This is a genomic window from Halopiger xanaduensis SH-6 (assembly GCF_000217715.1).
GTDB classification, from domain to species: Archaea; Halobacteriota; Halobacteria; order Halobacteriales; family Natrialbaceae; genus Halopiger; species Halopiger xanaduensis.
The window spans coordinates 1,337,956-1,364,540 of sequence record NC_015666.1 but is presented as its reverse complement, the minus strand read 5'-3'; the positions used below and the strand labels follow the sequence as shown (position 1 = coordinate 1,364,540).

The window sequence follows — 26,585 nt, the reverse complement described above, 5'->3', positions numbered from 1 at the left end:
GTATCGGCGCGCACTCCGGCGGTTTTCGATCTCCGCGGTCGTCGATCGGCGACCGCCGCGGGCTCGAGATAACGGTACATTTATGTAGAATCACAATCAATGATTCGACCGACTATGAGCCAGCGAATGCAGCAGGGACAGCCGATGATCGTAATGAGCGAGGACTCCCAGCGCGTCAAGGACAAGGACGCGCAGGACTACAACATCAGCGCCGCCCGCGCGGTCGCTGAAGCCGTCCGCTCGACCCTCGGTCCGAAGGGGATGGACAAAATGCTCGTCGACTCGATGGGATCGGTCACCATCACCAACGACGGCGTCACCATCCTCCAGGAGATGGACATCGACAACCCGACGGCCGAGATGATCATCGAGGTCGCCGAAACGCAGGAGGACGAGGCCGGCGACGGCACCACGACGGCCGTCGCGATCGCCGGCGAACTGCTGAAGAACGCCGAGGACCTCCTCGAGCAGGACATCCACCCGACGGCGATCATCAAGGGCTTCCACATGGCCTCCGAGCAGGCCCGCGACGAGATCGACGACATCGCCCAGGACGTCGACACCGACGACGAGGAGCTCCTGCGCTCGGTCGCCGAGACCTCGATGACCGGCAAGGGCACCGAGGTCAACAAGGAGCACCTCTCCCAGCTCATCATCGACGCGGTCAAGCAGGTCACCGTCGAGGACGAGAACGGCGACAACGTCGTCGACCTCGAGTTCCTCAACATCGAGACCCAGACCGGCCGCTCGGCCGGCGAGTCCGACCTCCTCGAGGGCGGCATCGTGGACAAGGACCCCGTCCACGACAACATGCCCACCGAGGCCACGGACGCCGACATCCTGCTGCTGAACGAGCCGATCGAGGTCGAGGAGACCGACGTCGACACCGAAGTCTCCGTGACGGACCCCGACCAGCTCCAGAAGTTCCTCGACCGCGAGGAGGAGCAGCTCCGCGAGAAGGTCGACCAGATCGCGGCCCTCGGCGCCGACGTCGTCTTCTGCCAGAAGGGCATCGACGACCTGGCCCAGCACTACCTCGCGAAGGAAGGCATCCTCGCCGTCCGCCGCGCCAAGAAGTCCGACCTCGAGTTCCTGCAGGAGGTCGTCGGCGCGACGGTCGTCTCCGACCTCGACAGCGCCACCGAAGACGACCTCGGCTTCGGTGACGTCACCCGCGACGAGGAGGACGAGCTGTTCTACGTCACCGGCGAGGACGCCCACGGCGTCACCCTCCTGCTGCGCGGCTCGACCGACCACGTCGTCGACGAACTCGAGCGCGGCGTCAACGACGCGCTCGACGTCGTCGCCCAGACCGTCTCCGACGGCCGCGTCCTCGCGGGCGGCGGCGCCATCGAAGTCGAACTCGCCTCGCGCCTGCGCGACTACGCCGACTCCGTCTCCGGCCGCGAGCAGCTGGCCGTCGAAGCCTTCGCCGACTCGCTCGAGCTCGTCCCGCGCGTGCTCGCCGAGAACGCCGGCCTCGACTCCATCGACACGCTCGTCGACCTCCGCGCGGCCCACGAGGACGGCGACATCGAAGCCGGTCTGAACGTCTTCACGGGCGACGTCGAAGACACCTACGAGGCCGGCGTCGTCGAACCGGCCCACGCCAAGGAGCAGGCCGTCACCTCCGCTGCCGAGGCCGCGAACCTCGTGCTCAAGATCGACGACATCATCTCCGCCGGCGACCTCTCGACCGACAAGGGCGGCGACGAAGAGGGCGGCGCCCCCGGCGGTGCCGGCGGCATGGGCGGCATGGGCGGCGGCATGGGCGGCATGATGTAAGCCGTCTCCGTCGCACGCGCCACTCAACTCACGCTGATTCGCCGTTTGCAGATCGCACCGCTCGCCCATCCTCAGGGTTGACGTCCTGACTCGCTTTCTTTTGTCGCTCGCTCCGTTTTCGCTTTCCTGACGCGCTCGTTCGTCGTCTCGCACGTTCGATGTCGATGCTGTCGAATTGTCGAATTTTCGTAGAGGGGTCGGATTTACTGTGCTCTCAACCGCTCGAGTGGAAACGCTCGACCGACGAGCACGGCGGCGTATATCGCGATTGCAGCGAGGACGATCGACCCACCGGCTGCGATCCCATAGCTGTACGAGACGGTGACGCCCGCGACGGCCGCGAACTCGGCGACGAGGATCGCGAGCAGGATCGACCGCTTGAAGCTCCGGGCGACCAGCGCCGCGGCGGCGACGGGGACGACCAGCATCGCGGCGACCAGAATGACGCCCATGATCTGCATCGCGCTCACCACGACGAGCGCCGTCAGAACGACCATGAGCCGCTTGTACAGGCGGACGTTGAGCCGCGCCGCTCGAGCGCCGGTCGTGTCAAAGGTGACGTACAGCAGCGGGCGGTAGGCCAGTGTGACGAGCCCGCCGACGAGGAGGCACATCGCGACCAGGAGTGCGACGTCCGCCCGCGAGACGGTTGCGAGGCTCCCGAAGAGGTAGGCGTCGATACCGACGGCGATACCGCCGTCGGTCGCCGTGATGAGGACGCTGCCGAGGGCGAACCCGCCCGTCAGGACGATCGCCAGCGAGGTGTCGCTGTAGGCGCCGCCGTGCTCGATGAGGAGTTCGACGAGGAGGGCCGTCACGACGGCCGTCACGAACGCGGTCAGCAGCGGGGACAGCGAGAGCGACAGCGTCGCGTTGAGGAACAGGCCGACGGCGACGCCCGCGAAGGCCGTGTGGGCGAGCGTGTCGCCGATCATCGAGATCTCGCGGTGGACGAGAAAGGTCCCGACGAGCGGCCCGATGACGGCGATACAGACCGCGGCGAGGTAGGCCCGCTGCATGTACGGGTAGCCGAGCATCCGCACGCCCAGGTACTCCCCGAGGCGGTCCATTCTGGTGCCGTACGCGTCCTCGAGGAACCACTCGAAGATTCCGTACGGGACGTCGAGGAGTTGCATCGCGGCGACGGCGGACGGGCCGTCCGCGCCGAGGAGGGTGAACTGGCCGAGCATGTCAGTGATCGTGCCGAACGACGTGTTGGTCCGTTCCGTACGCCTGCGCGAGGGCGTCGGTCTCGACGAACTCCTCCGGCGCGCCGTCGAAGTGCAACCGGCGGTTGAGGCAGGCGGTCTCCGTCGCGTACGTCGTGACGACGCCGATGTCGTGCTCGATCAGGACGATCGTCATCCCCGCCGCGTTCAACTCGCTGAGGAGGTCGTAGAACGCCTCGCGGGACTCCGCGTCGACGCCGACGGTCGGCTCGTCGAGCGCGAGGAGGTCGGCTTCGGACGCGAGCGCGCGGGCGATGAACACGCGCTGGCGCTGACCGCCCGAGAGGCGGCCGATGCGACGCGACGCGAGGTCGTCGATGCCGACTCGCACCATCGCCTCGTCGACCGCGCGTCGATCGGTCCGCGAGAAGCGGCCGACGAGCCGATGTGGGTACCGACCCATTGCGACGACTTCGCGGACCGTCATCGGCATTTCTCGAGCGGCGGTCGTCACGTCCTGCGGGACGTAGCCGATCCGGTCGCCGGCCGCGAACGCGTGTGCCGGCTCGCCGAACAGTTGCACCGTTCCTTCGTCCGGACGGCGGAGGCCGAGCAGCAACTCGAGCAGCGTGCTCTTGCCGCTCCCGTTCGGCCCGACGAGGCCGAGGAAGGTCCCGGGTTCGACGTCGATCGAGACGTCCTCGAGTACCGGGCGGTCGCCGTAGCCGAAGGTTACGTTGGCGACGCTGACGGCGGGTTCGTCGGCGGGAGTGTCGGTCGATTCGTGGCCGCTCATCATCGCCACTCCTCGAGGGTCACGAACGCGTCGCTGCGGGCCGTTATCCGGGTCGTCGTCCGGTAGGGGGCGGCTACGTCCGGCGGGTAGATGGTGCAGATCGGCCGTCCCTCGGATCCGGATTTGACGACGACCGACAGCAACGTCGAGCGCGGGGATTCGGAGGGGTCCGGCGTTTCCGCGCCGTTCCAGTCGGGGCCGACGGCTTCGTCGGCGTCGGATTCGGGATCGTTCGCACTCATGCGTCGAGCGCTCGCTCGAGCGTCGCGAGGTTGATCTCCTCCATGATCTCGACGTACCCCCAGCCTTCGTCGGCCCACTCCTGCGTCTGGCCGGCGATCGGCGTCAGCGGCAACACCTCGTTCGCGTCGGTTTCGGCGATCAACTGCTCGGCGGCGTCCTGCGGTTCGAGCGGGTCCGCACAGACGTACTCGAGATCGTACTCGTCGATGACCGTCTGCGCGCGCTCGATATCCGCCGGCGTGGGCTGTTCGTCGGGGGTGAGTCCGGTCAGCGTCTCGATCTCGAAGCCGTAGCGGTTCTCGAGGTACGCGAACGGGTCGTGACCGGCGACGAGGACGACGTCGCGTTCGGCGTCCTCGAGCGTCGAGCGGAACGTTTCGTCGAGGTCGTCCAGTCGGCTGCGGAACTCGTCGGCGTTGGCGGCGTACGCGTCGGCGTTGTCGCTATCGACGGTTGCAAACCCGTCTTCGATGGCGTCGACGGCTCGCTTTGCTCGCACCGGGTCGAGCCAGAAGTGGGGGTCGGCGGTCCCGCGGTCGTGCTCGTGGTCGCCGTCGTCGGAACCGTTGTGCTCGTGGTCGTGATCGTCTCCGTCCTCGCTACGGTTGTGTTCTCCCCCCTCCTCGTGGTCGTGTTCTTCGTCGTTCCCGTGATCGTGGCCGTCCCCGTCGTCGTGACCGTAATCGTGGCCACCCTCACTCTCGAGCAGGTCCACCTCCGCGCCGGCGGCGACGATGTGAACGGCAGCGTCGTCGTCCCGGAGGCTCGTCACGAGATCGTCCGCCCAGGGCTGGAAGCCGTGCACGACGGAGACGAACAGGTCCGACTCGAGGACGGTGCCTTGAATCTGCGGTCCGGGTTCCCACCCGTGGCCGTGCTGGCCGATCGGCACCAGCGTCTCGGCCCGCGCGGTGTCGCCCGCGACCGCGGCCGCGAAATCGCCGAACACGAAAAACGAGGCCTGGGCCCTCGGGCCCGAACCGTCGCCCGCGTCGTTCGATCCGCCGTTGCTCGACTCGTTCGAGACGCAACCGGCGAACGCGCCGATCGTGGCGGCGCTGGCACCGGTCGCGACGAGTTGTCGTCGAGTGTATCGAGGCATGTGTTGCTAACTCTCCGCCAGTAGTTAATAATAGCTGTGATTCAAGACTATGATGTTAATACTAGAGATTCACGCGGCGCAATCGGAGCGAGTGCAGAATCGGCCGTAACGAGGTCACGGACTCGAGCGCGGCCACGACGAGCACTATGGCGGTGGAATGCGATCGACGACGACCGTACGAGAATCAGTATCGGTACTCCGATGCCGTTGCCTCCGCGAGTCGCGACCCGGTGCGTCCGATCTCGGTTGCGAGCCGCGTTAGTCGTCGGCCAGCGCCAACTCGCGCTGGTCGTCGGTGCCGAACGGGTCGGGATACCGGCTCCAGTCCTCGCTCATCTCCGCATCCGAGAGCAGGCAGCCCTCGAGGCGGTCGACGAGCGCGTCGCGGTCGAACTCGCGGCCGATGAACACGAGTTCGATGCCGCGGTCGCCCCACTCTTCGTCCCAGTCCTCCTCGATGCCGGGTCTGGCCGCGAAGTACTGCTCGCGTTGCTCCTCGGGGAGGGTGGCAAGCCAAGTCCCGCTCGGGCCGGCCCTGACGGACTGACCGGCCTTGTCCAATCCCATCGCGACGTCCTCGCGGCCGGCCGACCAGAAGAAGCCCTTCGCCCGGATGACGCCGTCCGGAAGATCGGAGAGGGAGTCGGCGATACGCGCCGGGTGGAACGGCCTGTCCGCGTCGAAGACGAACGACGTCACGCCGTGTTCCTCGGCCGCGGCGTCGTGGTAGTGGCCCTCCCGTAGTTCGCGCTTCCAGCCGGCCGACTGGCTCGCGCGCTCGAAGTCGAACCGACCCGTGTGCAGAATCTCGTCGGGATCGACCCGGCCGTGTTCGGTCCGAACGATCTCCGCGCGCGGCTGCAGCGCACTGATGACCGCCTCCATCTCCTCGAGGCGGTCGTCGGGGACGAGGTCGCACTTGTTCAGCAGGAGGACGTCGCAGAACTCGATCTGATCGAGCAGGACCGCCTCCGGAACGCGGTTACCCTGCGGGTCGATAGAGTCGTCCATAAGCGTCCGTCCCGAGTCGAACCCCTGCCAGAAGCTGTACGCGTCGACGACGCTGACCATCGTGTCGAGCTCGTAGACACCGGTCGGGTCGAACGTCGCGTCCTCGAAGCCGCGGACGAACGTCTGGGCGACCGGAATCGGCTCGCTGATCCCGGAGGCTTCGACGAGCAGGTAGTCGAAGTCCCGCCGATCAGCCAGCCGGCCGAGCTGGTCGAGCATATCGCCGCGGAGCCGGCAGCAGATACAGCCGTTCGAGAGTTCGATGATATCCTCGTCCGCCTGACTGAGCGCGGACTCGCGCTCGACGAGGTCGGCGTCGACGTTGACCTCGCCCATGTCGTTGACCACGACGGCCGCGTTCAGTTCGCGATCGGCGTTCAGTACGTGATTGAGCGTCGTCGTTTTCCCGGCGCCGAGACTACCGCTCAGGATCGTCACCGGAATCGGGGTGTCGCTCGAGACCATAGCCGAGTTGTGAATATACTACACTAAAATATTAATTATTACCCTAATAGGCCCCAATTCATAACAAACCCTATTAGCCGGTGTCGGGTGAGTTGCGTATGAGCGTCGTCAGCGTCTCCATGCCCGAGACCCTGCTGGACCGCATCGATCGCTTCGCGAGCGACCACGGGTACAGCGGCCGCAGCGAAGTGCTCCGCGAAGCCGCTCGCGGCCTGCTCGAGGAGTTCGACGCGGCGGACAGAAATTCGGACGCACAGTCCCCACACCGCACCTGCACGGTGACGGTCGTCTACGACTACTGCGAAACGGCCGTACAGCGGCGGCTCACGGAACTCCGCCACGAACACGACTCCCTCGTTACCGGAACGACGCACGCCCACGTCGACGACCGGTACTGCCTCGAAGTGTTCGTGCTGGTCGGGCCCGTCGACGCGATCGGCGGCTTCGTGCATACGGTACGATCGGTACCGGCGGTTCGCCGGGTCGACTACTCGATCGCGTCGCTCCGGGCCGGATCGTCGGCGCTATCCCTCGAGACGTAAGCGATCATCGGTCGGCGAGCAACAGCAGTTTCACCCGCCGTACGGCGTCGAAGTCGCGGAGACGGTACGCAAACGTTCGAATCCGTTCAGCGGCACCGCGACAGAACACCGTCTCGAGACACCACTCGCCCTCGTGGGTGTGGGTCGTGGTCGTAACGACGTCCTGAAACTCGTGCTGGATGTCGTGGAGATCCTCGATCACCGACTCGTGGTCGTAATCGAAGGCGACGATGGCCACGATATCGCCGTCGACGTCCTCGAGACGCGTGTGCGCTTCGACGTACTCCCGCATCGCTTCGCGAACGCCGCGAGACCGCGACTCGAGTCCCTGTTCCTGCCAGATGTCGTCGAAGCGCGAGAGGAGGTCGTCGGGGACGTTGAGGCTCGTACGCATGCGTTGTTAATATGTGGTTCTTATATACGTACTTTTGGTAACTGAAGGGCTTGAGCTAGGAACAGCGGCTGGTGTCGCGTGGGGATCGTACCGGTCACATCACGCAGTCGGATTCACACTGAATCTGACGTTCAAATGATCTATTGGGTTGGGCGGCGTACCGTTCGTATGGCATTCCGAACGACCCTCGGGTGGTCCCTGCTCTCCTCCGGCATCGTGACGCTCATCCTCAAAGTCCTCCCCGGCGACTCGCTGTGGTGGGGGGTGCTGTTTCTGGTCCTCGGAGTGACGCTATTGATATACCGTCAGTGAGCACGAGCCTGAGCGCACGCGGGACGGCGTGAAGGGCAGTCCAGTCCGAACACGACGATACCGCGACAGTATCAGGCCGATCGACGGTGTCCGAAGCCGTCGTCGGACCGCGTACCGGTCGGAAAACTAAGTGGGCGAACGTTGTTCGTGGCGGCATGGTCGCATCGGGCCTCGAGCTCGCGCTGTTCGGCGCCGCGTTTCTCGTCGGGGTGGTACTGGTCATCTGGTGCGTCGAGGTGTTCATCGAAGCGGTCGCACAGAGCGCCGTCTCGCTCGGGATTTCGGGCTTCTTCCTCGCGGTGATCCTGGCCGGTATCGACCTCGAGAACGCCGCACTGGGGGTGACGGCCGCCGTCGTCGCCCTGCCGGATCTCGCCCTGGGGACGGTCTTCGGCGAGTCGCTGTTCGTCCTCGCGGTCGCGCTCGGACTCGCGGGGGTGTTCGTTCCCTTCGAGATGGACGTACCGCGGGCCTACCTGGCCATGCTTCTACTCGTCCCGCTGCCGGCGTTCGCGATGTCGCTGGGCGGCACGATCGACGCCGCGTACGGCGCGGCGCTGCTGGCGGCGTTCGTCCCCTTGCTCGGCTACATCTTCTGGCGCGAGCGGCGCTCGGAAACGACGTACCTGCTCTCCGGAGAGGTCGAGGAGGCGATCGACGTCGACGACGACCTCGAGGCCGATGCTAAACCGTCGGCGGCCGAGCCGACCGGCGACGACGCGGTGGCCACGAACGGGGACGGATCACGTACGGACCACGAGTCGACAGCCGACGGTGACGACGAACGGGGCGAGTCCGTGCTCGAGTCGGATTCGAACCGCGACCTGGACCTCGATCTTGACCTCGACGAGTTCGTCCCCGACCTCGAGGACCGCAGCGGCCGGGTCACCCTCGGCGTCGCCGTCCTCGCGACCGTCGGGATGACGCTGGGCTCCTTTATCACCGTCGGCAGCGCCGAGCGCCTGTTCGTCGCCTTCGGCATCTCGGGGCTGGCCTTCGGCGCGACGGTGTTGAGCTTCATCGCTTCGATCGAGGAACTGGCGCTGACCCTCGAGCCCGTCCGACAGGGGCGGCCCCACCTCGCCGTGGGGAACGTCGTCGGGAGTACGGTCTTCTACATGACCGCGAACGTCGGCCTGATCGCGCTGTTGCACCCCGTCGACACCGGCGGCGCGGTGATGACCGTCCACTGGCCGTTTTTCGGCGCGTGCCTGCTCGTCGCGACGGCGATGTTAGCGCGCAGCCGCGTCACCCGCGCCGGCGGCGTCCTCCTGCTCGCGCTGTACGCCGGCTACTGGGTGTTTAACTACGCCGCGTGACCCGGTTGAGAGTCCCCCGTCCGCAACGGGCGCCGAAAAGCGGCCCGCCTTCCCGCCAACACTAGTGATTTATGTTTCCAAACGATATCGGACGGGCGTGAGTGCTGACACGGATGAGACGCCGTTCGACGCCTACCGCGAAGACGTCGATCGACCGTTGACGAGGTTGTTCCGCGAGTACGCACCGGGCCGACTCGGCTACTTCGCGATCGGGATGGTCGCGAACTTTCTCGCCCGCATGGCGAGTCTCGTGCCGCCGTTGGTGCTCGGGGCCGCCATCGACGCGATCTTCGTCGGCGCGGGGCCGTTCGAACTGCCGGTCGTCCCCAACGCCTGGTTGCCGGACGAGTCGATCCCGCAGTTCCGGTTCGCCGTCGCCGCGATCGTCGCCTCGTTCCTCGCGACGGCGGTTCTGACCTGGATCTACGGCGTCACCGCCAACCTGTTCGCCCACGACGTGATGCACACCGTCCGGGTCGACTCCTTCCGGAAGATGCAGCGCTTGGACATGTCCTTCTTCGACGAGAAACAGACCGGCGAGGTCATGGCCGTCCTCAACAACGACACGCAGAACTTGGAGCGATTCCTCGACAACGCGCTGATGAACTCCGCGCGGCTCATCGTGATGGTCGGCGGCATCGCGGGCGTGCTCTTCTACCTGAACTGGCAACTGGCCGTCGTCACGCTGTTCGCGGTGCCGGCGATGGTCGCCTTTACGATCTGGTTCATGCGCGCCGTCGAGCCGCGGTACGTCCGCGAGCGCTCGGCGGTCGGGCGGCTCAACACCCGCCTCGAGAACGCCATCGCGGGCATGGCGCTGACCAAGACGTCCTCGAGCGAAGCCTACGAACGCGAACGGGTGCGCGACTCCTCGAAGAACCTGTTCGAGCGGACGATGGACGTGCTCAAACTGAGCTACTTCTACCGGCCCGGGATGGAACTGCTCGCCGGCGTCGCCTTCGCCGCGACCTTCTTCGTCGGCGGCTACTGGCTGACGATCGGCACCGCGCCGGGGCCGTTCACCGGCGAGCTGTCGGTCGGGGAATTTGTCATCTTCCTCACCCTCACCCAGCGGATCGTCGACCCGCTCGCGGAGGTCTCGAGCATCGTCGACCAGTACGAGAACGCCAAGGCCTCGAGCGAGCGCATCTTCGGGTTGATGGACATCCCGGTCCACGTCGACGACCCCGAGGACCCCGCAGAGATCGACCCGGTCGACGGTCGCGTGGCGTACGAGAACGTCTCGTTCAGCTACGCCGACAGCGAGGTGCGGGCGACGAGCGACGACGAGAAGGCCTTCGAGGAGACGGTCATCGAGGACGTCTCCTTCGAGGCCAAGCCCGGCGACACCGTCGCGCTGGTCGGCCCGACCGGCGCCGGGAAGTCGACGGCCCTCAAACTGCTGCTCCGGCTGTACGACGTGCAGGAGGGGGCGGTGAAGCTCGACGGCCACGACGTTCGGGACGTCAGGCTCGCGGACCTGCGGTCCGCGGTCGGCTACGTCAGTCAGGACACGTTCCTCTTCGACGGCACCATCGCGGACAACATCCGGTACGGCCAGTTCGACGCCTCCGACGAGGCGGTCCGGGAAGCCGCCAAAGCCGCGCAGGCCCACGAGTTCATCAGCGGTCTCGAGGACGGCTACGACACCCGCGTCGGCGAGCGCGGCGTCAAACTCTCCGGCGGGCAGCGCCAGCGGATCGCGCTCGCGCGGACCGTCCTCGACGATCCCGAAGTATTAATCCTAGACGAGGCGACCAGTGCGGTCGACACGAAGACCGAACTGCTGATCCAGCGGTCGATCGACCGGCTCACCGAGGACCGGACGACGCTGGCGATCGCCCACCGGCTGTCGACGGTCAAGGACGCCGACACCATACTCGTCATGGCGGACGGCGAGATCGTCGAGCGGGGAACCCACGAGGACCTGCTCGAGCGGGACGGCCAGTACGCGACGCTGTGGCGCGCGCAGGCGGGCGACCGGGAGGCGGCCGCCGAGGCGCTCGTCGACGATTGACGAGCGGCGAGTTGTGAGTTGCGAGCGGTGAGTTGCGAGCGACGATGCTGGACGGCCGTACGAAACTCGAGCGGGGAAGCTACCGATCGCACGATCGGGCGACCGATACCGAATGCCCGAATACTCAGGTATCGTCGACGTCGAGTTCGAACTGTTCGTTTTCGCTGACGGCGTTGAGCACGACGCTGGTGTTCGAGGACTTGATGTCCGGATCGGTCAGCAGTTGCTTGATGTTGTCGTTCATCTCGTCCGTGTCCTGGAACTTGCCGATGGCGATGACGTCGTAGTCGCCGGTGACCTCGTAGACGCTGATCATCTGTCGGTGGTCCTTCAGCGTGTCCGTGATGTCGGGCAGGGCGTTCCCCTCGACCTGCAGCTGGATAACGGCGGTGACGTCGTAGCCGAGCGCGTCGTAGTCGAGCCGCGGCGTGTAGCCCTCGATGACGCCGTCCTCCTCGAGATCGGAGAGGTGATTCGAGACGGTTGTGACGGAGACGTCCAAGTCCTCGGCGAGGCTGCGGAGGCTGGCGCGGCCGTCGCCGAGGAGGGCATTCACTAGTTTCGCGTCGAGATTTTCGTAGGTCATCACATCAAACAACTCAGCCTAGCCTTTAGAAATTTACGAATATACAATTTCAGTGGAGAGAGGGGATATTTGCTCAGAGCAGCAGGGTTTTAATAGCAGAGATTCTTGAGAAGGACGACTGGAAAAATGACAAGCGGAAACATCAGCGAGGCTGAACAAGCCGTACTCGACGAGATCGAAGCGCAGGACGTCGACTTCCTCCGCCTGCAGTTTACTGACATTCTGGGCACGGTCAAGAACGTCGCCGTGCCGGCCCGGCAGGCCGAGAAGGCCTTCACCGAGGGGATCTACTTCGACGGCTCCTCGATCGAGGGCTTCGTCCGCATTCAGGAATCGGACATGCGCCTCGTCCCGGACCCGGATACCTTCGCGATCCTCCCGTGGCGCAACGACGAGGACAGCGCCGCGGCCCGGATGATCTGCGACGTCTACGACACCTCGACGGACGAACCGTTCGAGGGCGACCCGCGCCGCGTGCTGAAGAACGCCCTCGAGCGCGCCGAGGAGATGGGCTACACCGTCAACGCTGCCCCCGAACCGGAGTTCTTCCTCTTCGAGGAGGACGAGGAGGGTCGCGCGACGACCGAGACCAACGACGCCGGCGGCTACTTCGACGTCGCGCCCAAGGACCTCGCCAGCGACGTCCGCCGCGACATCATCTACGGCCTCGAGGAGATGGGCTTCGAGATCGAGGCCAGCCACCACGAGGTCGCCGAGGGCCAACACGAGATCAACTTCACCTACGACGATGCGCTCGCGACGGCCGACAACGTCGCGACCTTCCGGACCGTCGTGCGCGCCATCGCCGCCCAGCACGACTACCACGCGACCTTCATGCCCAAGCCGATCCCGCGCATCAACGGCTCCGGCATGCACACCCACCTCTCCCTGTTCACCGAGGACGGCGAGAACGCCTTCCACGACGAGGACGACGAGTTCAACCTCTCGGAGGAAGCCCACGCCTTCACCGCCGGCATCCTCGAGCACGCGCCGGCGATCACGGCGGTCGCGAACCCCACCGTGAACAGCTACAAGCGCCTGGTGCCGGGCTACGAGGCGCCGGTCTACGTCGCTTGGTCGGACCGCAACCGCTCGGCGCTGATCCGCAAGCCGGCCGCGCGCGTCCCTGCAGCTTCGCGCATCGAACTGCGCTCGCCGGACCCGTCCTGTAACCCGTACCTCGCGTTCGCCGCGATGATCCACGCGGGGCTGGACGGCATCGAGCAGGACCTCGACTGTCCCGACCCGGTTCGGGAGAACATCTACGAGTTCGACGAGCAGAAGCGCGACGAGTACGGCATCGAAACCCTGCCGTCGAACCTCGGGCAGGCCGTCGACGCGCTCGAGGAGGACGAAGCGATCTACAACGCGCTCGGCGAACACGTCGCGCCCAAGTTCGTCGAGGCCAAGCGCCAGGAGTTCGAGGAGTACCTCGTCGACGTCTCCCAGTGGGAACTCGACCGCTACCTCGAGACGTTCTAAGTCGGCGGACGGCTCGCTTCGATTTCTCTTTCGTCTCTCGTCGCGACAGTGAGCAGCAGCCTCGTCACGGCAGTGGACGGCGATCGACGGAGAGCGACCGCAACGACGAAGCGCGGCTCGTCGACGGCAGGGCGAACGAGGGGGAACGTAGCCACCAGGCTGCGGGACGAAGGAGGAAGGGAGTGAGCGATCAGGACCGTCGCTCGCCGATCCAGTTCCGGAGTCGACCCGGCACGCCGAGCAGGGACAGGCCGGCGCCGAGCAGCACCATCAGGACGTAGACGCCCAGCGTCGACGTCCAGACGACGAACATCGCGAGGATCGCCCAGGGACCGGTCAGGAAGTAAAACGCCGCGATGGCCATGGCCGTCCCGTACAGCAGGACGAGGTACGGGCCCCAGCCGTGGGCGTGGCCGCGACGCACGCGTCGCCGGACGTAGCGCTTGAGTTCGCCCTCGAGCGACTCCTTCTCGACGGTGCGGCGCTCGACGTTGTCCTCGAAGGTCTCGACGCGATCGCGCAGGCGCTCGATCTCCTCGCGGAGGGCCTCCGAATCGTCGGCGCGGTCCCGCGTGCGAGCGCTGCGCGAGTCTCGCCGTTCGGTTTCGGTTTCGGTTGCGGTTCCGGTTTCGGTCCCGGTCGTGCGCGCGTCCGTTCCCGTGTCCGCACTCGAGCGATCGCGGTCCGACTCGAGGTCGCGGTTCCGGTCGCGAGTACGGGTATCGTCGCCGTTGGTCCCGGTTTCGGTTCCGTTCCCGTCGCCCGCAGTCGCGTCCGCGTCCCCCTCGTCGGCACCCGTGGCGTCGTCAGTCATCGCTTCTGTCAGAATCTGTCGACGGCCGGGACTTTGTAGCTGCCGATCCACTTCACGGCCGGCGAGGACGGCGTTACAGACCGCGCCGAACACGAGGATGATCGCGCCGAGGTACAGCCAGACGAGCACGAGGAACACGGCGCCGAGGGCCCCGTAGACCACGTACTCCGTCGCAACGGCGGCGTACAGCGAGAACGTCCGGCTCAGGACGAACCAGCCAACTGCGGCGATGACCGTCCCTGGCAGGGCCTCCCGAACGCCGACGTCGGCGTCCGGGAAGACGACGTACAGCGGCAGGAACGACGCGACCAATCCCAGCAGAACGAAGACGGGGCCGACGTAGCCGAGCCCGATCACCGGCGCAAACCGGATCGCGACCTCGAGCGCACCGACCAGCGCGAGCCCGACCGAGATCACGAGGAAGACGATCGTCGCGTCCCAGATCGTATCGACGACCGACTTCTCGCCGACGGTCCCGTACACCTGCGAAAAAGCCCGATCGAGACCTCGAAGGACGCGGCTCGAGCCCCACAGCAGGCCAAACGCGCCGACGACCGTCGCGCTCTGGCGTCCCGTCTCGTCCAGGACCGTTTCGGCAAGCAACTCGCGAGCCGCCGGCGTCAGCACGTCGCTCGCGGCGACCGTGAGCCGCACCGCGAGCGCTTCGCCGCCGATCGACGCGGCGATGCCGAGCCCGAGCAGCAGGAGCGGCACGAGCGAGATGAAGCCGTAGAAAGCGACCCCGGCCGCCAGCAGCGTGAGCTGCTGGGTGCGAGCCAGATCCGCCATTTGGCGCGCGACGTCGAGCCCTTCGCTGCGGTCGATCACGGCCCCGCCTACGACGGGAACCGAAGTATGCCCGAGTGTGGCACAGGCCTGCTCCCTAAAGGCTCCCGCGACCGACCGCGGCCGCATTCGGTCGCGCGGTCCAACGACGGACTATCGCCGACGCCCGTCGAAACTATTTTTCGCTGTCACGTCGACCGAAGCCCATGGAGCAGCGACGCTGTCCCGACTGCGGCGTGACGATGGAACCGGTGCCGGTACGCGACGGCGAGAGCATGCGGCTCTCGATCGCGACCGGCGAACGCGAGGGACTGTTGGGAAAACTCGGCCTCAAGCAGCGGGCGAAACTGCAGGGCGTCTGTTGTCCGGAATGTCGACTCGTCCGCTTGTACGCCGAGGACGACGCGTAAGGCTTCGAGTCGACAGATTGGAAGGACGCTTCGTCACGTCAAGATCGACGTTACTCGAGCCCGTCTTCGGTCGCCGCTCGAATCTCGCCGACGCTGGCGTCCGTCTTGAACGTCGTCCCGCCGTAGTGGGCCCGCGAAGCCTCGTATCCTGCCGCGCGCAGATCGGCGAGGAAGTCGTCCATCGCGTTGGCGGGCAGCCCCCAGTTTCGACAGAGCTTGTGCTGGTCGTAGTGGGTCGGCTCGTCGAGTTCCGCCTCGAGCGTCTCGCAGAGTTTGCGGCCCTTCTCGGCGGTGCCGAAGGCGTCGGGGATCTCGTCGCGGACCGCGGCGACGAACTTGCGGTCGCGGACGGGACCGAGCCAGACCGGGCCGGCCGCGAGGATTCGGTCGCCGCCGCAGTGGGGGCAGGTTTCGATCGGGTCGGCGATCAGCCCCGGATCGGCCTCGCGGTACGTGCAGTCCTCGCAGTGGTAGAGGTAGCCTAACTCGTCGACGGCCGCGTCGGCCGACGTGGCTTTGTGCTCGAGCTCGAGGTAGGTCCGCACGTAGTGGCTCGTCGCGTGGGTCAGCAGGGGCTGGACGCCGACGTCGAACCGGGCCGCGCTGCGCGCGAGCGCGGAGATGAGTATCCGAACGCCCATCTCGGCGTGGTAGTCGGTGTTTTGCGGGACCGCCGAATAGGAGCGGACGCCGCTGTTGAAGTGCGCGCCGCACAGCGGCGCGGTGTCGGTCGCGGTGACGCAGACCAGATCCCGGCAGTTGGCGAAGGCGGCGTCGGCGAACGGCATCGGCGTCCCGTAGGGATCGAGGTCGATCACGTCGAACAGTTCGTCGTGCATGAGGGCGTTGACGTCGCGGTGTTCGACGGTCGCCCGGTCAGCGCAGTCGTTGCGCGCTACGTTCTCGCGGGCGAGGGCGACGGCTTCCTCGTCAACGTCACAACAGGTGACGTCCCAGCCGTCGGCGGCCGCCCGGACGCCGCGGACGCCGCTGGCCGTCATCGCGTCGAGGTACGTCTCGGCGCGGGGCTCGCGCTCGCGGAAGGCCCGCAGCGTCGCGATCGTCAGATCCCGGTTCAGCTCTTGGCGCGGATTGTAGAAGACCGACTCCTCGACGCCCTCGGTCTGCTCGCCGGGGACCTCGAGGTCGATTCCGCCCTCGGTGACGCGCATACCTCGTCTCGTCGGTAGGGGGCGAAAAACGGTGTGGTCTCGACGACGGTCCCGTCGTCCGCCGCTCGGTTCACCGCCTGACTCTCGGCGATTCCGGTCGAGCGACAACCAAACCGATTTTACAGTCGGGTGCACAGTCACGAACGTGTCGGAAGCCAACCCCGTCGAGCGGTGGCAAGCGGATCTCGAGGAGGCGGGCGAGTTGACGCCGGACGTCGTCGACCGGATCTCGCGCCTCCACGGCGACCGCGGGGTGCAGGCGATCGAGGCCGTCGGCGAGAACCGCGTCAAGACCTACCGGGATTTTACTATCGTCGTCGGCTATGACGACGAGTACATCGTCGAAGATGGGGGCTGTACCTGCAAGGACAGCGAGTACAACCTCGATCCGGACGAGCCGACCGAGCTCTGCTGGCACGTGATCGCGGTCGCGATCGCGCGACGGATCGGCCACGTCGACTACCACGATATGTGGTACTCGGACGTGCGCGAGCTGATCTGAGTTTTGAGTTACAGCATCGCGAACGGACCGGCGCCGCGCCGACGCCACTCGAGCGCTCTCCCCAGTATTCGATTGCCGTAACCGGCGTCACACCGATTCTGCTGCGGCGTCCGCCGTCGGTTCGGTCCGATACTGGAGATAGCCGAACGCCGCAAACCCGAGTCCGCCAACCACCATCACGATATTGACCAGCGACAGCGATCCTCGAGGCAGCCCGGAAAGTGCGAGGTAGAGCCCGATCGCGACGTAACCGACGCTCTGGACCTGCCACCACGCCAGCGTCCGTCCGGCGATCGAAATCTGCCGCGATAGACCGGCGAGGACGAACGCGGCGCTGCCGACCAGCATCAGTCCCCCGGCGGCGACGAGACTGATGCTCGTCAGCGATCCGGGCTCCTCGAGGATGACCGAGAAACTACTGCGGAGCGACCAGGCGAACGTCGCGAGAAACAGGAGTCCGAGACCGAGGCTGAGCCGGCGTTGGGACCGAGACATACACCGATCGACGGCAGCCACCGAAATAAGTGTAACTCGAGTATCATTCCGGGCGGCGACGACGACGCAGTCCGATGCAGCGCCGGTCGGCGACCTCAGTCGGACTCGTTACAGGCCGCGATGATAACCTCCGGATCGTCGATCAGCCGATTCTCCATGTAGTTGCCCTTCCCCTTGCCGGCCCACTTGCGCTCCTGTTCGATGATCGAGAGGAACTCGAGTTCCGAGAGAATGTCCCGCACCCGGCGGAGCTTCAGGTGATCCGACTGATCCCGATCGCACAGCCGCTGATAGAGATCGTACACCTCGTTGGTCGTTACGGGCGCGTCGTCGCCCTCCTTCTGCTGGGTGAGCAGGGCCATCGCCTCGAGCACCAGCTTCGCGTGGCTCGGACTCTTGGAGATGAGTTCGGCCAGCCGGCTGGTCTCCTCGCGCTCGTGGGCCTGATCGACGCAGGACTCCGTGACGCGCTCGAGATCGTTCTCCTCGGCGATCTCGCCCGCAAACCGCAGGATGTCGATCGCCTTGCGCGCGTCGCCGTGTTCGCGGGCCGCGAGCGCGGCGACGCGCGGGACGACGCCGTCCTCGAGGACGCCCTCGTGGAACGCGTCGGAGCGCGAGCGGAGGATCTCGCGGATCTGGGTCGCGTCGTACGGCGAGAAGACGTACTCGCGCTCGCAGAGGCTGGACTTGATCCGCTCGTCCAGCGAGTCCTTGTACCGGACCTTGTTCGAGATGCCGATGACGCCGACCGTGCTCTCGGTGAGCTTGCCGGACTCGACGGCCCGGGAGAGTTGCATGAGGATGTCGTCGTCCTCGATCTTGTCCACCTCGTCCAAGATGATCAGCGCGACGTCGTAGCGGGTGTCGATGATCTGCCAGAGGCGACGGTAGTACTCGGCGGTGCTCAGCCCCGAGTGGGGGATCGAGATGGCCGTCTCCCCCTGGTCGTTGAGCTGGTGGCCGGCCGACTGGACGGCCTGGGTTTCAGTCGACTCCTGGAGGCAGTCGACGTACGCGACGCCGATCGAGACGTCGTTGCCCTTGGCGCGGTCGACCGCCTGGTTCGTGATGAACTTCGAGCACAGCGATTTGCCGGTCCCCGTCTTCCCGTAGACGAGGACGTTGTTGGGCGTGTTCCCCCGCGTCGCCGGCTTGATCGCGTTCGCGAGGTTCGTCAGTTCGTCCTCGCGGCCGATGATCCGATCGCCGTCCGGGAGGTGCGAGACCTGCAGCAGCTCCTTGTTGCGGAAGATCTCGTTTTCGCTCCCGAAGTAATCCGTCGAGCCCGACATTCAGTTATGCGAGCTATTCGTCGGCGCTCTCTTAAACGTTCGGAACCGGAGTTCCGCTGTATACTCGAGATTTCAGGGATTCAAGAACTAAGTCGCCCTATCTACACCCCTCGTTTCCGCTGTATAGGCCGAAGCAGACCCCGGATTTCCGCTGTATAGGCGATCGGGTCGGCACCCGTCACGGACAACCCGCGATTACGGCACGGCGTTGCGGCGAGACCCCGGAGTGCCGCTGTATAGCAACCGACCACCCCGGAGTGCCGCTGTATCACGGCCCGGTCTGCGATGGATTCCGTCCCACACACGAACCGGCAGGAGCGGGACGGACACCGTATTTCCGCTGTATTGATTGAAAAGGATTTCTATAGGAAGCGAGCGGTTCGTTTTCCACCCCTCGGTGCCGCTGTATACGGAGACACACACCCCGCGTTGCCGCTGTAAGGAATCGACCGTTCCGTCGACTCGAAATCGGGGTCGGTCGAGTCCAGCATGTCGGTGGCGGCCCCGACGGGCCAAAAACCGAGTCAAAACAGCGCCTCGAGTCGACTCGAGCGGTCGCGGACGTTCAATTTTGACTGAACGTCACGACGTTCAACTCACTTAGTGGGCTATCACGAAGATCTCATATTTATTAATACCGAAACTGAGACCGGAACGGAGCCATTCGCGAGATCGCGTCGCGGGCGCAGTGCCTCGCTCGAGAGATTACTATCTGGGATACTTCCGGAAAATGGGCGTTACAACCGTTCTCGAAGGGCTATACAGCGGCAACGAGGGGTGTGTCTCCGGCGGTCCGACCGGGATTTCGCGCTGTGAAACCGCAACTAGCGACGACTCGCTGTGAAACCGCAACTAGCGACGACTTGCTGTGAAACCGCAACTAGAGGAGTTAGTCGAAGGGAAAACGATCCTTACGCGTCCGCGCAAATTTCGACGAAGTTTCGCAGAATCTGCAGCCCCGTCTCGCCGCTCTTCTCGGGGTGGAACTGGGTGCCGAAGACGTTGCCCGCGTCGTCGGCGACGATCGAGGGGAACTCGCATTCGTAGTCGGTGCTGGCGACCGTCGCGAACTCGTCGTCGGGAACCGCGTAGTAAGAGTGGACGAAGTAGGCGTACTGGCCGTCGACGCCCTCGACGAGCGGGTGGTCCCGCTGGACGTCGAGTTCGTTCCAGCCCATGTGGGGCACCTTCTGGCCGTCCGAAAACCGGACGTTCGTGCCGGGTACCAGGTCCAGCCCCTCGACGGCGGACTCGCCGTCGGTTTCTCCCTCCTCGCTCGAGGTCAGCAGCATCTGCATCCCGAGACAGATGCCAAAGAGGGGCTGGTCGCGCTCGGCGACCTCGAGAAGGTGATCGCGGATCGGCGCGGCGTTCTCGACGCCCTCGCGGAACGCGCCGACGCCGGGGAGGACGACGCCGTCGGCCTCGGCGAAGGCGTCGGGGTCGTCGGTGATCGTGACGTCGGCGCCCGCGCGCTCGAGGCCGCGGGTGACGCTGCGGAGGTTTCCCAGCCCGTAGTCGACGACGACGACGGAGGCGAGGGATTGGTCGGCTGCGGACGAAACGCTGCTCATACTCGAACTGGGGACGGAACGGTGAAGTGTATTGCCATTCGCGCAACCGGGGCGAGCGTCCTCCGTGCGCCTTCCCCCGGTCCTTAGGATCCCGGGGACGTAGGGCCGGTATGGTCGACAGCGATAGCGACACCGACACCGACTCCGACGCCACCACCAGCGCCGACCCGGAAACCGTCGTCCGCGACTACTACGAGTACGTCGACGCCGAGCGGTACGACGACCTCGTCGACCTCTTTGCCGAGGACATCCGGTACGAGCGCCCCGGACAGGGCGCGATCGCCGGCCGCGAGGAGCTCCGCGAGTTCTACCTCGACGGCCGGCCGCTCGAGGAGGGGTCTCACGAGGTTCACGACATGGTCGTCGAGGGGAGCACCGTCGCCGTCCGCGGGAGCTTTGCCGGCCTGCAGGGCGACGAGCGCGTCGAGTTCGACTTCGCGGACTTCCACGAGTTCGAGGACGGGAAGATCGCGCGGCGCTACACGTTCACGGACCGGGACGAGGTGTAGCGGACGCGGACCGAGTGTCGTGTGTATCGTAACCGCTCGCGGAAGCAGAATCAGAACCCGTCGAGCCGCGTCTGCCCGCTCTCACTGCCGTCGACGTCCGCGAGGTCGGCGGCCCGCTCGAGAGCCGACTCGAACGTCTCCTCCTGACTGCGGTCGTACAGCGTCGCCGCGGGGTGGACGCAGATCAGCAGCCGGCGGGGCGCCCCGTTAATTCGAACCTCCTCGAGCGACCCGGCCTCCTTGGTTACGGCGACCGAGCGGTCGAGCAGGTGCTCGCTGGGAACCTTCCCGAGCGTGACGATCACGTCCGGATCGACCAGATCGATCTCGGTCTCGAGGTAGCCCCGGCAGTTCTCGAGTTCCTCGTCCGTGGGGTCGCGGTTCTCGGGCGGGCGACAGCGCACGCAGTTGGTGATCCGGACGGTCTCGCGGTCGAGGCCGACCGTCCGGAGCTGGTCGTCGAGGACGGTGCCGCTGCGGCCGACGAAGGGTTCGCCCTCCGCGTCCTCCTGCGCGCCGGGACCTTCGCCGACGAACAGGACGTCGGCGTCCTCGGGGCCGGTTCCGTTGACGATCCGGCTCCGGGAGTCGACCAGCGCCGGACAGCGCGTACACTCCTCCACGCAGAGATCCTCCGCGTTCAACTCGCTCATGTGGTGTCGCTCAGGCGGGCGACTACTACGTCTTTCGCCTTTCGCGCTCGCGGCCGTGGTTGGGACCGACGAGCGCCCGAGGCCGATTCGCGTCACTCGCCGCCCGGATCGTGATCGTCGACCGAAGGGGCGTACGCATCGCCCGCTCGAGCCGCGAGCCGCGCCACGCGAACCGGCTCCGGACGGCCACCCTCCGGCGTGAACGCCCGGACGACCTCCTCGGCCTCGCCAACCTCGCAGCCGACGTGTCTCACGTAGACCGTCTCGCCGTCGACCGACACCGGCCGCCGCTCGGGCAGCGAGCGGTACCGCTCGAGCCGCTCGTCGCGTTCACTATCCGAAAAGGCGTCTCGAATCCCGGCCTCGAGACCGCCGCTTTCCTCGAAGGTGACGGCGATCACCGGCCGGTCGGCGGCCTCGTGAATCCGCGAGAGGTCGAGAATGTTGTACCAGGCAGGGGCGACGGCGCCGAGTAGCACGTAGCGCACGTCCGGTCGACCGGCCGTCTCGAGCAGCGAGCGGACGGCCGCGGTCGCGTCCGTACCGCCGACGGTACAGGCCTCGTAAGCGAGGCCGTCGACGACGCGGTCGGCGCGGACGACCGCGGCCGCGAGGGTGCTCCGACGCCGACCGTCCCGGTCGGCGCGATCGCCGCCGTACGATTCGGCGATGCCCAGCGCCCGCGCCCCGGACTTTACCACGGCTTACTCCTCGTCTTTGATCTCCTTGAGTCGGTCGAGGAGTTCGTCGCTCGAGGCCCCGTTTTCGAACTCGATCGTTCCGTCGTGATCGGTCGACGAAGACTGCACCGCATCGTCGTCGTCAAAATCAGCGTCTACTTCCTGTTGCTCGGATTCGTCGTAGCTCCCGAATCCCATACACGTCTCTATAAGCGGTTGGAAGTGAAAAAATCCATGGTTACATGTTTCAATAGCGCTGAAAGTGAAACGATCCGACGGTCGAGGTGGGGATAGAGCCGACAATGGGGACCGAGTCGATAACGGCGGCAAACGAAAACGGGGACCGAGCGACGACACCTGGAAGACGGGAACCGGCGACGCCAGGATTTTGTCGATTCCCGACGACGTGACGCGTATGGACGTTCACCACGTCACCGAACCTGCGGAGACGTTCACGTGTAACGCCTTTCTGGCGCTCGGCGAGGAGATCACGCTGGTCGACGCCGGCGCCTGGGACGGCGTCGTCGACGAGATCCGCGAGCACACCGCCGATCTCGACGCCGTCGTCCTGACCCACCAACACGGCGACCACGTCGAGCAACTCGAGGCCGTCGTCGACGCCTTCGATCCCGAGGTGTACGCCTACGACGACCACCCGCTGCGCGACCGCGCGCTCGAGGACGGTGATACGGTCCGAATAGGTGACGAGACGTTCAACGTGGTCTACACGCCGGGCCACGCCGACGATCACGTTTCGTTCGTCTCCGAGTCGTCGCTGTTCTCCGGCGACGTGGTCGTCCACGACGACGGCGCCTTCGATTACGGCAGCTTCGGCCGCACCGACATGGCCGGCCAGTCCCGCGAGCGACTCATCCGGAGCATCGATGACCTTCTCGAGCGCATGCCCGACGGGATCGAACACATGTACGCGGGCCACGGCGGCGTCTTCCACGGCGACGTCCGGGACGTCGTCGAGACGGCGCTCGAGCGGGCCGAGAAGCGGGAGCCGAAGTATCCGGACGAATAGGTGCGCCGTCAGAAAACGATACTATCCCGACCGCGACGCAAGATAGCGTCGCAACTCGAGTCGATCGGACTGAAACGGAAAGAAGACGAACCGAGACGCCCGATTATGCCGCGCGGGGTTCTTTCGCCTTGGGGCGGAGCTTCTCGTAGCCGCACTTGCGACAGCGGTCGGCTCGCTTCGGGTTGCGAGCGTTACAGCGCATGCAGATCATCTTCTCGAGCGTTCGTTTCTCGGCAGCGTCGAAACTTGGCATGTCGCTGCGTTCGGCCGTGGTGCATTTAACCGCTGTGGTTGGCGCGTTCCGCCTCGATTACTCCTCGTCCGCGCCGTCGTCCTCGTCCGCCAGATAGTCGTCCTGCACGGCGACGACCTCGCTCGAGTCGGCACACTCCCCGTACCGCCGCAGCGGTTCCTCGTTGAGTTCGAGGAAGGTCTCGCCCCAGCGGAACGGCTCGAGGAGGTCCGCGGCGCAGTCCCGGTCGCCGAAGATGCAGCAGGCGCCGGCCAGCGCCTCGACGGTCGTGAGTCGAAACGGCCGGCCGTAGTTGACCGGGTTGGCGGCCACGAGGAACGGCAGCGCGCGGTGGACGCCGTTCATCCGGAACGAGGCCGCCTCGGCGGACTCCCACGAGCAGTCGAGCGCGACCAGCGTGCCGAGTCCCTCCTCGGCGTCGGCCGGGGAAAGTGCCTGATCGGCGTGGGGGTTGAGGACGACGCCGTAGGGCACCTGTCCCATCGAGCGGTAGAGGGTCGCCTTGTCGAACTTCTCGAGGCGGCGGGCGGTGCACTTCGCGGGGTCGTCGTCGCCCTCGTAGTAGACGTGACACTCCAACTCCACGCGCGATCGTACGCACAGCGGGGAGAAAAGTACGACGGACCGCCACCGACGACACCGGACGAGCGGTCGGCCTCCAGATCAGTCGTCGTGGATCGCTTCCCCGCGGTTGAGCCGCGCTGCGATCGAAAACGTCTGCTCGGCCTCCCTGCGCGTCGGGAAGTGGGCCGCCATGTAGCGCGCGGTCGCGATCAGCGGCACGCGGCGACGCCGCTCGAGGTCCAGTTCGCCCGCCGACGTCTCGGCAGCACCGCCGCCGCGGGCAGCCGCCCGCTCGGATGCGAGCTCGAACTGCTGGACCGCCGCCTCGAGGTTCTGCAGCGTGTGGAAACCGGCGTCCTCGCGCAGGAGGCCGTGGCCGAGCGTCCGCTTTAGCTCGTCGGGGTCGCCGCCGCAGTCGAAGAACTCCCCGACCAGTCGGCCGGCCTCGTTCACCTCGCCCTCGGTATCGAACGTCTCGAGGAGGTCCTCGAGAACGGCGTCGGGATCGCGGCCGGTCTCGTTCTCGCCGGAGTCGGGAATCGGTGCAGGCGGCGTGTTGAGGAACCGATCGAGGTAGACGTTGACGGCGGCGTCGAAGACCCCGCGGTAGGTCTCGAGCGCGTCCGTCCGGCGCGCGAACCCGCGGACGGCGTTGGCGTAGGTGAAGGTGTGGTGGACGGTGTTCCAGTCGCCGAACTCGTTGGCGGTGCCGAACTGCGCGACCCGCGTCGCGGCCGCGTGGGCGACCTCGCTCGCGAGGGCTTCGGTCGTCGCCCCCGCCCGGACGGCGCCGGCCAGCGCGTCCACGATCGCTTCGGGGTCGTCGCCGAGCAGCGTCGTCTGGAAGTCGTCGGGCGGCGCCCACGACGAGTCTGTTCCGCCCCCTGTTTTTGCGAGTGTCTCGAGCCCGCTCGTCTCCGAGATGTCGCCGCCGTAGACGTCCTCGAGCAGCGCGACGAGGTCGATCGGCCGCCGCCAGGACGACTGCTCGTCGCTTCGCGAGGCCGTCACGAGCGGGTCGACGAGGCTCGCGAGGGCGTCGCCCCGTAGGTCCCGCTCGCCGTCCTCAGCGCTGGTCCCGCCGGTTCCGCCGACGCGCTCGAGCGTCTCAAATGCCTTGTTAGCGAAATCGAGGACGTGCCCCGTCGACAGGTAGGGGTGGTCGGTCGCCGCGGCGACGAGCAGTTCGGCGAGTTCGGCGTCGGAGCGGCCGGCGGCGACGGCGGTGCGGAGGCAGCGTTCGGCGCCGTCGGCGTCGCGAACCTCGACGCAGTCGCGGAACCACGACTTCAGGCGGTCGAACTCGACGTCGCGGGTCGAAAACGACGGCTGATCGAAGTTCGGCGGTTCGCCGGCGCAGTCGTCGGCGACGTGGCGCACGCCCGTGTAGAGCGCTCGCTTCCGGTCCTCGGGCTCGAGGTCGTCGATTACGTTCGCCATGCAACCGAGGATGGTCAGCCCGGATCCCCAACCCGACTCTCGATATCGGGTGCCGAACTCGAGGGTTCGGGCCACCGGCTCCCGGTAGTCGACGTCCGCGTCGAGCAGGCCGATCGTCGCCTTGGCGACGACGAGCCGCAGGTTCTCCTCGAGGCCGGTCTCCAAGCGCCGCGCCCAGTGCTCGTCGGGCGGCAGATCGCGGGGCGGGTTCGGGTTCACGTAGACGGTGCCGTCCCGGACCTCGACGGGGTAGGTCGGGACGTCGTCGGCCCACGGATCGAACGTGTCGCCGCAGGAGAGTTCGAACCGCGCGTGGTGCCAGTGGCAGGTGAGGATGCCGTCGTCGACGGTGCCCTCGACCAGCGGGAATCCCATGTGCGGACAGCGGTTGTTTACCGCGCGCACCTCGCCCTCGTGGTGGAAGACGGCGACCGGCGTCCCGTCGAGGCTCGCCAGTTCGCGGCCCGATTCCTCGAGGTCCTCGAGCGCGACGACTTCGCGAAAGTCGTCCGCGTCGGCGTCGTCTGCTGTTGCCATGCGTCAGCAGATGACACGGAGTCGTGTAAACGTTCCCTGCACGCGGCTACAGTAACCGAACGATCATCTCACAGACTTTTGGGAGTCGCGACGAAAGGTCGGGTATGGATTCGGACCCGGACGCGGAGCGCGACTCGAGTGCGAACGCGGCGACGAACGCGAGCGCTCTCGTCCGCCGCTACTACGACGCCCTCGACGACCACGACTACGACGCCCTCGAGGCGGTGCTCGCACCCGATTTCGTTCAGCGACGGCCCGACCGAACGTTCGACGACCGCGCGTCGTTCGTCGAGTTCATGCGCGAGGGACGACCGAATCCGAACACGACGCACGAGGTGATCGATATCGTCGCGGACGAGGGGACCGTCGCCGCTCGCGGCCGAGTGCTCGAGGCCGCGACGGACGCCGGCGACGACCGCGTCCTGTTCGAGTTCGCCGACTTCTTCGCGATCGCGGACGATCGAATCGTCGCACTCGAGACGTACGGGCGGTGACGCTGCGGATAGCTTCGGACGCGGGTAACCGCGGACGTTCCGAGTGGGCCGGACAATCCGCCGCCGCCCGCGAGCGCGTCGCCGACACTCTCCTCGAGGCGTGTTTCGTCGGAGTTGGACACTACCTGTCACCGCACAGGTAGTTTTTCAGCGGGAG

At 66.3% G+C, this 26,585-nt stretch carries 29 protein-coding genes; 11 read left to right on the top strand and 18 right to left on the bottom strand.

Features of this window, described 5'->3' with window-relative positions; genetic code table 11:
- The first annotated feature begins 126 nt into the window (after window positions 1-126).
- The gene (gene thsB, locus HALXA_RS06720) at window positions 127-1,785 is read left to right on the top strand and encodes a thermosome subunit beta (RefSeq protein WP_049895228.1); all 1,659 of its coding nucleotides are present in this window, start codon (window positions 127-129) and stop codon (window positions 1,783-1,785) included.
- Window positions 1,786-1,988: 203 nt separating this feature from the next.
- Here thsB and HALXA_RS06715 read toward each other — a convergent pair whose 3' ends face one another.
- From HALXA_RS06715 to HALXA_RS06695, 5 genes are all read right to left on the bottom strand, one after another.
- On the bottom strand, window positions 1,989-2,921 hold the full coding sequence (locus HALXA_RS06715) for a metal ABC transporter permease (RefSeq protein WP_216087257.1): 933 nt from the start codon (window positions 2,919-2,921) through the stop codon (window positions 1,989-1,991).
- Window positions 2,922-2,976: 55 nt separating this feature from the next.
- Window positions 2,977-3,753 carry a metal ABC transporter ATP-binding protein gene (locus HALXA_RS06710; protein ID WP_013879558.1) on the bottom strand — a complete coding sequence of 259 codons (777 nt, stop codon included), beginning with the start codon at window positions 3,751-3,753 and terminating at the stop codon, window positions 2,977-2,979.
- Window positions 3,750-3,992, bottom strand: coding sequence for a DUF7511 domain-containing protein (locus HALXA_RS06705; protein ID WP_013879557.1), 243 nt, complete (start codon window positions 3,990-3,992; stop codon window positions 3,750-3,752). The genes HALXA_RS06710 and HALXA_RS06705 overlap by 4 nt, the downstream gene beginning before the upstream one ends.
- On the bottom strand, window positions 3,989-5,095 hold the full coding sequence (locus tag HALXA_RS06700; RefSeq protein WP_013879556.1) for a metal ABC transporter substrate-binding protein: 1,107 nt from the start codon (window positions 5,093-5,095) through the stop codon (window positions 3,989-3,991). The genes HALXA_RS06705 and HALXA_RS06700 overlap by 4 nt, the downstream gene beginning before the upstream one ends.
- A 258-nt stretch (window positions 5,096-5,353) precedes the next feature.
- Window positions 5,354-6,571 carry a GTP-binding protein gene (locus tag HALXA_RS06695; protein ID WP_013879555.1) on the bottom strand — a complete coding sequence of 406 codons (1,218 nt, stop codon included), beginning with the start codon at window positions 6,569-6,571 and terminating at the stop codon, window positions 5,354-5,356.
- A 98-nt stretch (window positions 6,572-6,669) separates the two neighbouring features.
- On the opposite strand from HALXA_RS06695, the gene HALXA_RS06690 reads away from it, so the two are divergent.
- Window positions 6,670-7,113, top strand: coding sequence for a CopG family ribbon-helix-helix protein (locus HALXA_RS06690; RefSeq protein WP_013879554.1), 444 nt, complete (start codon window positions 6,670-6,672; stop codon window positions 7,111-7,113).
- 4 nt (window positions 7,114-7,117) lie between these two features.
- Here HALXA_RS06690 and HALXA_RS06685 read toward each other — a convergent pair whose 3' ends face one another.
- The gene (locus HALXA_RS06685; protein WP_013879553.1) at window positions 7,118-7,507 is read right to left on the bottom strand and encodes a CopG family ribbon-helix-helix protein; all 390 of its coding nucleotides are present in this window, start codon (window positions 7,505-7,507) and stop codon (window positions 7,118-7,120) included.
- A 168-nt stretch (window positions 7,508-7,675) separates the two neighbouring features.
- On the opposite strand from HALXA_RS06685, the gene HALXA_RS22010 reads away from it, so the two are divergent.
- The 3 genes from HALXA_RS22010 (at window position 7,676) to HALXA_RS06675 (ending at window position 11,155) form a co-directional block, all read left to right on the top strand.
- Window positions 7,676-7,819, top strand: a complete 144-nt coding sequence (locus HALXA_RS22010) for a hypothetical protein (protein ID WP_013879552.1) — start codon at window positions 7,676-7,678, stop codon at window positions 7,817-7,819.
- A gap of 155 nt (window positions 7,820-7,974) precedes the next feature.
- Window positions 7,975-9,138, top strand: a complete 1,164-nt coding sequence (locus HALXA_RS06680; RefSeq protein WP_013879551.1) for a sodium:calcium antiporter — start codon at window positions 7,975-7,977, stop codon at window positions 9,136-9,138.
- A gap of 97 nt (window positions 9,139-9,235) precedes the next feature.
- The gene (locus tag HALXA_RS06675) at window positions 9,236-11,155 is read left to right on the top strand and encodes an ABC transporter ATP-binding protein (protein WP_013879550.1); all 1,920 of its coding nucleotides are present in this window, start codon (window positions 9,236-9,238) and stop codon (window positions 11,153-11,155) included.
- Window positions 11,156-11,279: 124 nt separating this feature from the next.
- Here HALXA_RS06675 and lrp read toward each other — a convergent pair whose 3' ends face one another.
- Window positions 11,280-11,741: an HTH-type transcriptional regulator Lrp gene (lrp, locus tag HALXA_RS06670; RefSeq protein ID WP_013879549.1), complete on the bottom strand. Its 462-nt coding sequence runs from the start codon at window positions 11,739-11,741 to the stop codon at window positions 11,280-11,282.
- Window positions 11,742-11,867: 126 nt separating this feature from the next.
- Between lrp and glnA the strand changes: the two genes are divergently transcribed.
- Window positions 11,868-13,223: a type I glutamate--ammonia ligase gene (gene glnA, locus HALXA_RS06665; RefSeq protein WP_013879548.1), complete on the top strand. Its 1,356-nt coding sequence runs from the start codon at window positions 11,868-11,870 to the stop codon at window positions 13,221-13,223.
- A 190-nt stretch (window positions 13,224-13,413) separates the two neighbouring features.
- Here the strand turns inward: glnA and HALXA_RS06660 are convergent, their stop codons facing one another.
- Complete coding sequence (locus HALXA_RS06660; RefSeq protein ID WP_049895225.1) at window positions 13,414-14,865, bottom strand: YihY/virulence factor BrkB family protein; 1,452 nt, start codon at window positions 14,863-14,865, stop codon at window positions 13,414-13,416.
- A 164-nt stretch (window positions 14,866-15,029) separates the two neighbouring features.
- Here HALXA_RS06660 and HALXA_RS06655 point away from each other — a divergent pair, with 164 nt between their 5' ends.
- Window positions 15,030-15,233: a hypothetical protein gene (locus HALXA_RS06655; RefSeq protein WP_013879546.1), complete on the top strand. Its 204-nt coding sequence runs from the start codon at window positions 15,030-15,032 to the stop codon at window positions 15,231-15,233.
- 50 nt (window positions 15,234-15,283) lie between these two features.
- Here HALXA_RS06655 and HALXA_RS06650 read toward each other — a convergent pair whose 3' ends face one another.
- The gene (locus tag HALXA_RS06650) at window positions 15,284-16,405 is read right to left on the bottom strand and encodes a tRNA (guanine(26)-N(2))-dimethyltransferase (protein ID WP_013879545.1); all 1,122 of its coding nucleotides are present in this window, start codon (window positions 16,403-16,405) and stop codon (window positions 15,284-15,286) included.
- A gap of 145 nt (window positions 16,406-16,550) precedes the next feature.
- On the opposite strand from HALXA_RS06650, the gene HALXA_RS06645 reads away from it, so the two are divergent.
- Complete coding sequence (locus HALXA_RS06645; RefSeq protein ID WP_013879544.1) at window positions 16,551-16,907, top strand: hypothetical protein; 357 nt, start codon at window positions 16,551-16,553, stop codon at window positions 16,905-16,907.
- Window positions 16,908-16,994: 87 nt separating this feature from the next.
- Here the strand turns inward: HALXA_RS06645 and HALXA_RS06640 are convergent, their stop codons facing one another.
- The 3 genes from HALXA_RS06640 to hisH all read right to left on the bottom strand — a co-directional run bounded on the left by HALXA_RS06640 (window position 16,995) and on the right by hisH (window position 20,271).
- Entirely contained in the window at window positions 16,995-17,402 is a 408-nt protein-coding gene (locus HALXA_RS06640; RefSeq protein WP_013879543.1) for a hypothetical protein, read from the bottom strand.
- Window positions 17,403-17,497: 95 nt separating this feature from the next.
- A complete protein-coding gene (locus HALXA_RS06635; RefSeq protein WP_013879542.1) occupies window positions 17,498-18,697 on the bottom strand; it encodes a Cdc6/Cdc18 family protein in 1,200 nt (399 codons plus the stop codon).
- A gap of 911 nt (window positions 18,698-19,608) precedes the next feature.
- Window positions 19,609-20,271, bottom strand: coding sequence for an imidazole glycerol phosphate synthase subunit HisH (gene hisH, locus HALXA_RS06630; RefSeq protein ID WP_013879541.1), 663 nt, complete (start codon window positions 20,269-20,271; stop codon window positions 19,609-19,611).
- 110 nt (window positions 20,272-20,381) lie between these two features.
- On the opposite strand from hisH, the gene HALXA_RS06625 reads away from it, so the two are divergent.
- A complete protein-coding gene (locus HALXA_RS06625; protein WP_013879540.1) occupies window positions 20,382-20,780 on the top strand; it encodes a nuclear transport factor 2 family protein in 399 nt (132 codons plus the stop codon).
- 50 nt (window positions 20,781-20,830) lie between these two features.
- Here HALXA_RS06625 and HALXA_RS06620 read toward each other — a convergent pair whose 3' ends face one another.
- The 3 genes from HALXA_RS06620 to HALXA_RS06610 form a co-directional block, all read right to left on the bottom strand.
- Window positions 20,831-21,433 carry a uracil-DNA glycosylase gene (locus tag HALXA_RS06620; RefSeq protein WP_013879539.1) on the bottom strand — a complete coding sequence of 201 codons (603 nt, stop codon included), beginning with the start codon at window positions 21,431-21,433 and terminating at the stop codon, window positions 20,831-20,833.
- Between the two features lie 92 nt (window positions 21,434-21,525).
- Window positions 21,526-22,134 (bottom strand): endonuclease dU, encoded by a 609-nt coding sequence (locus tag HALXA_RS06615; protein WP_013879538.1) that lies wholly within the window; start codon window positions 22,132-22,134, stop codon window positions 21,526-21,528.
- A gap of 3 nt (window positions 22,135-22,137) precedes the next feature.
- Window positions 22,138-22,311 carry a DUF5786 family protein gene (locus HALXA_RS06610; RefSeq protein ID WP_013879537.1) on the bottom strand — a complete coding sequence of 58 codons (174 nt, stop codon included), beginning with the start codon at window positions 22,309-22,311 and terminating at the stop codon, window positions 22,138-22,140.
- Between the two features lie 217 nt (window positions 22,312-22,528).
- Here HALXA_RS06610 and HALXA_RS06605 point away from each other — a divergent pair, with 217 nt between their 5' ends.
- Window positions 22,529-23,140 (top strand): MBL fold metallo-hydrolase, encoded by a 612-nt coding sequence (locus tag HALXA_RS06605; RefSeq protein WP_013879536.1) that lies wholly within the window; start codon window positions 22,529-22,531, stop codon window positions 23,138-23,140.
- A gap of 103 nt (window positions 23,141-23,243) precedes the next feature.
- Here HALXA_RS06605 and HALXA_RS06600 read toward each other — a convergent pair whose 3' ends face one another.
- The 3 genes from HALXA_RS06600 to HALXA_RS06590 all read right to left on the bottom strand — a co-directional run bounded on the left by HALXA_RS06600 (window position 23,244) and on the right by HALXA_RS06590 (window position 25,934).
- Window positions 23,244-23,393, bottom strand: a complete 150-nt coding sequence (locus tag HALXA_RS06600; RefSeq protein WP_013879535.1) for a 50S ribosomal protein L40e — start codon at window positions 23,391-23,393, stop codon at window positions 23,244-23,246.
- Between the two features lie 57 nt (window positions 23,394-23,450).
- Window positions 23,451-23,972 carry a DUF367 family protein gene (locus HALXA_RS06595; RefSeq protein ID WP_049895423.1) on the bottom strand — a complete coding sequence of 174 codons (522 nt, stop codon included), beginning with the start codon at window positions 23,970-23,972 and terminating at the stop codon, window positions 23,451-23,453.
- Between the two features lie 84 nt (window positions 23,973-24,056).
- Window positions 24,057-25,934, bottom strand: coding sequence for a Rieske (2Fe-2S) protein (locus tag HALXA_RS06590; protein ID WP_013879533.1), 1,878 nt, complete (start codon window positions 25,932-25,934; stop codon window positions 24,057-24,059).
- 104 nt (window positions 25,935-26,038) lie between these two features.
- Here HALXA_RS06590 and HALXA_RS06585 point away from each other — a divergent pair, with 104 nt between their 5' ends.
- A complete protein-coding gene (locus HALXA_RS06585; protein WP_013879532.1) occupies window positions 26,039-26,428 on the top strand; it encodes a nuclear transport factor 2 family protein in 390 nt (129 codons plus the stop codon).
- The last annotated feature ends 157 nt before the right edge of the window (window positions 26,429-26,585 follow it).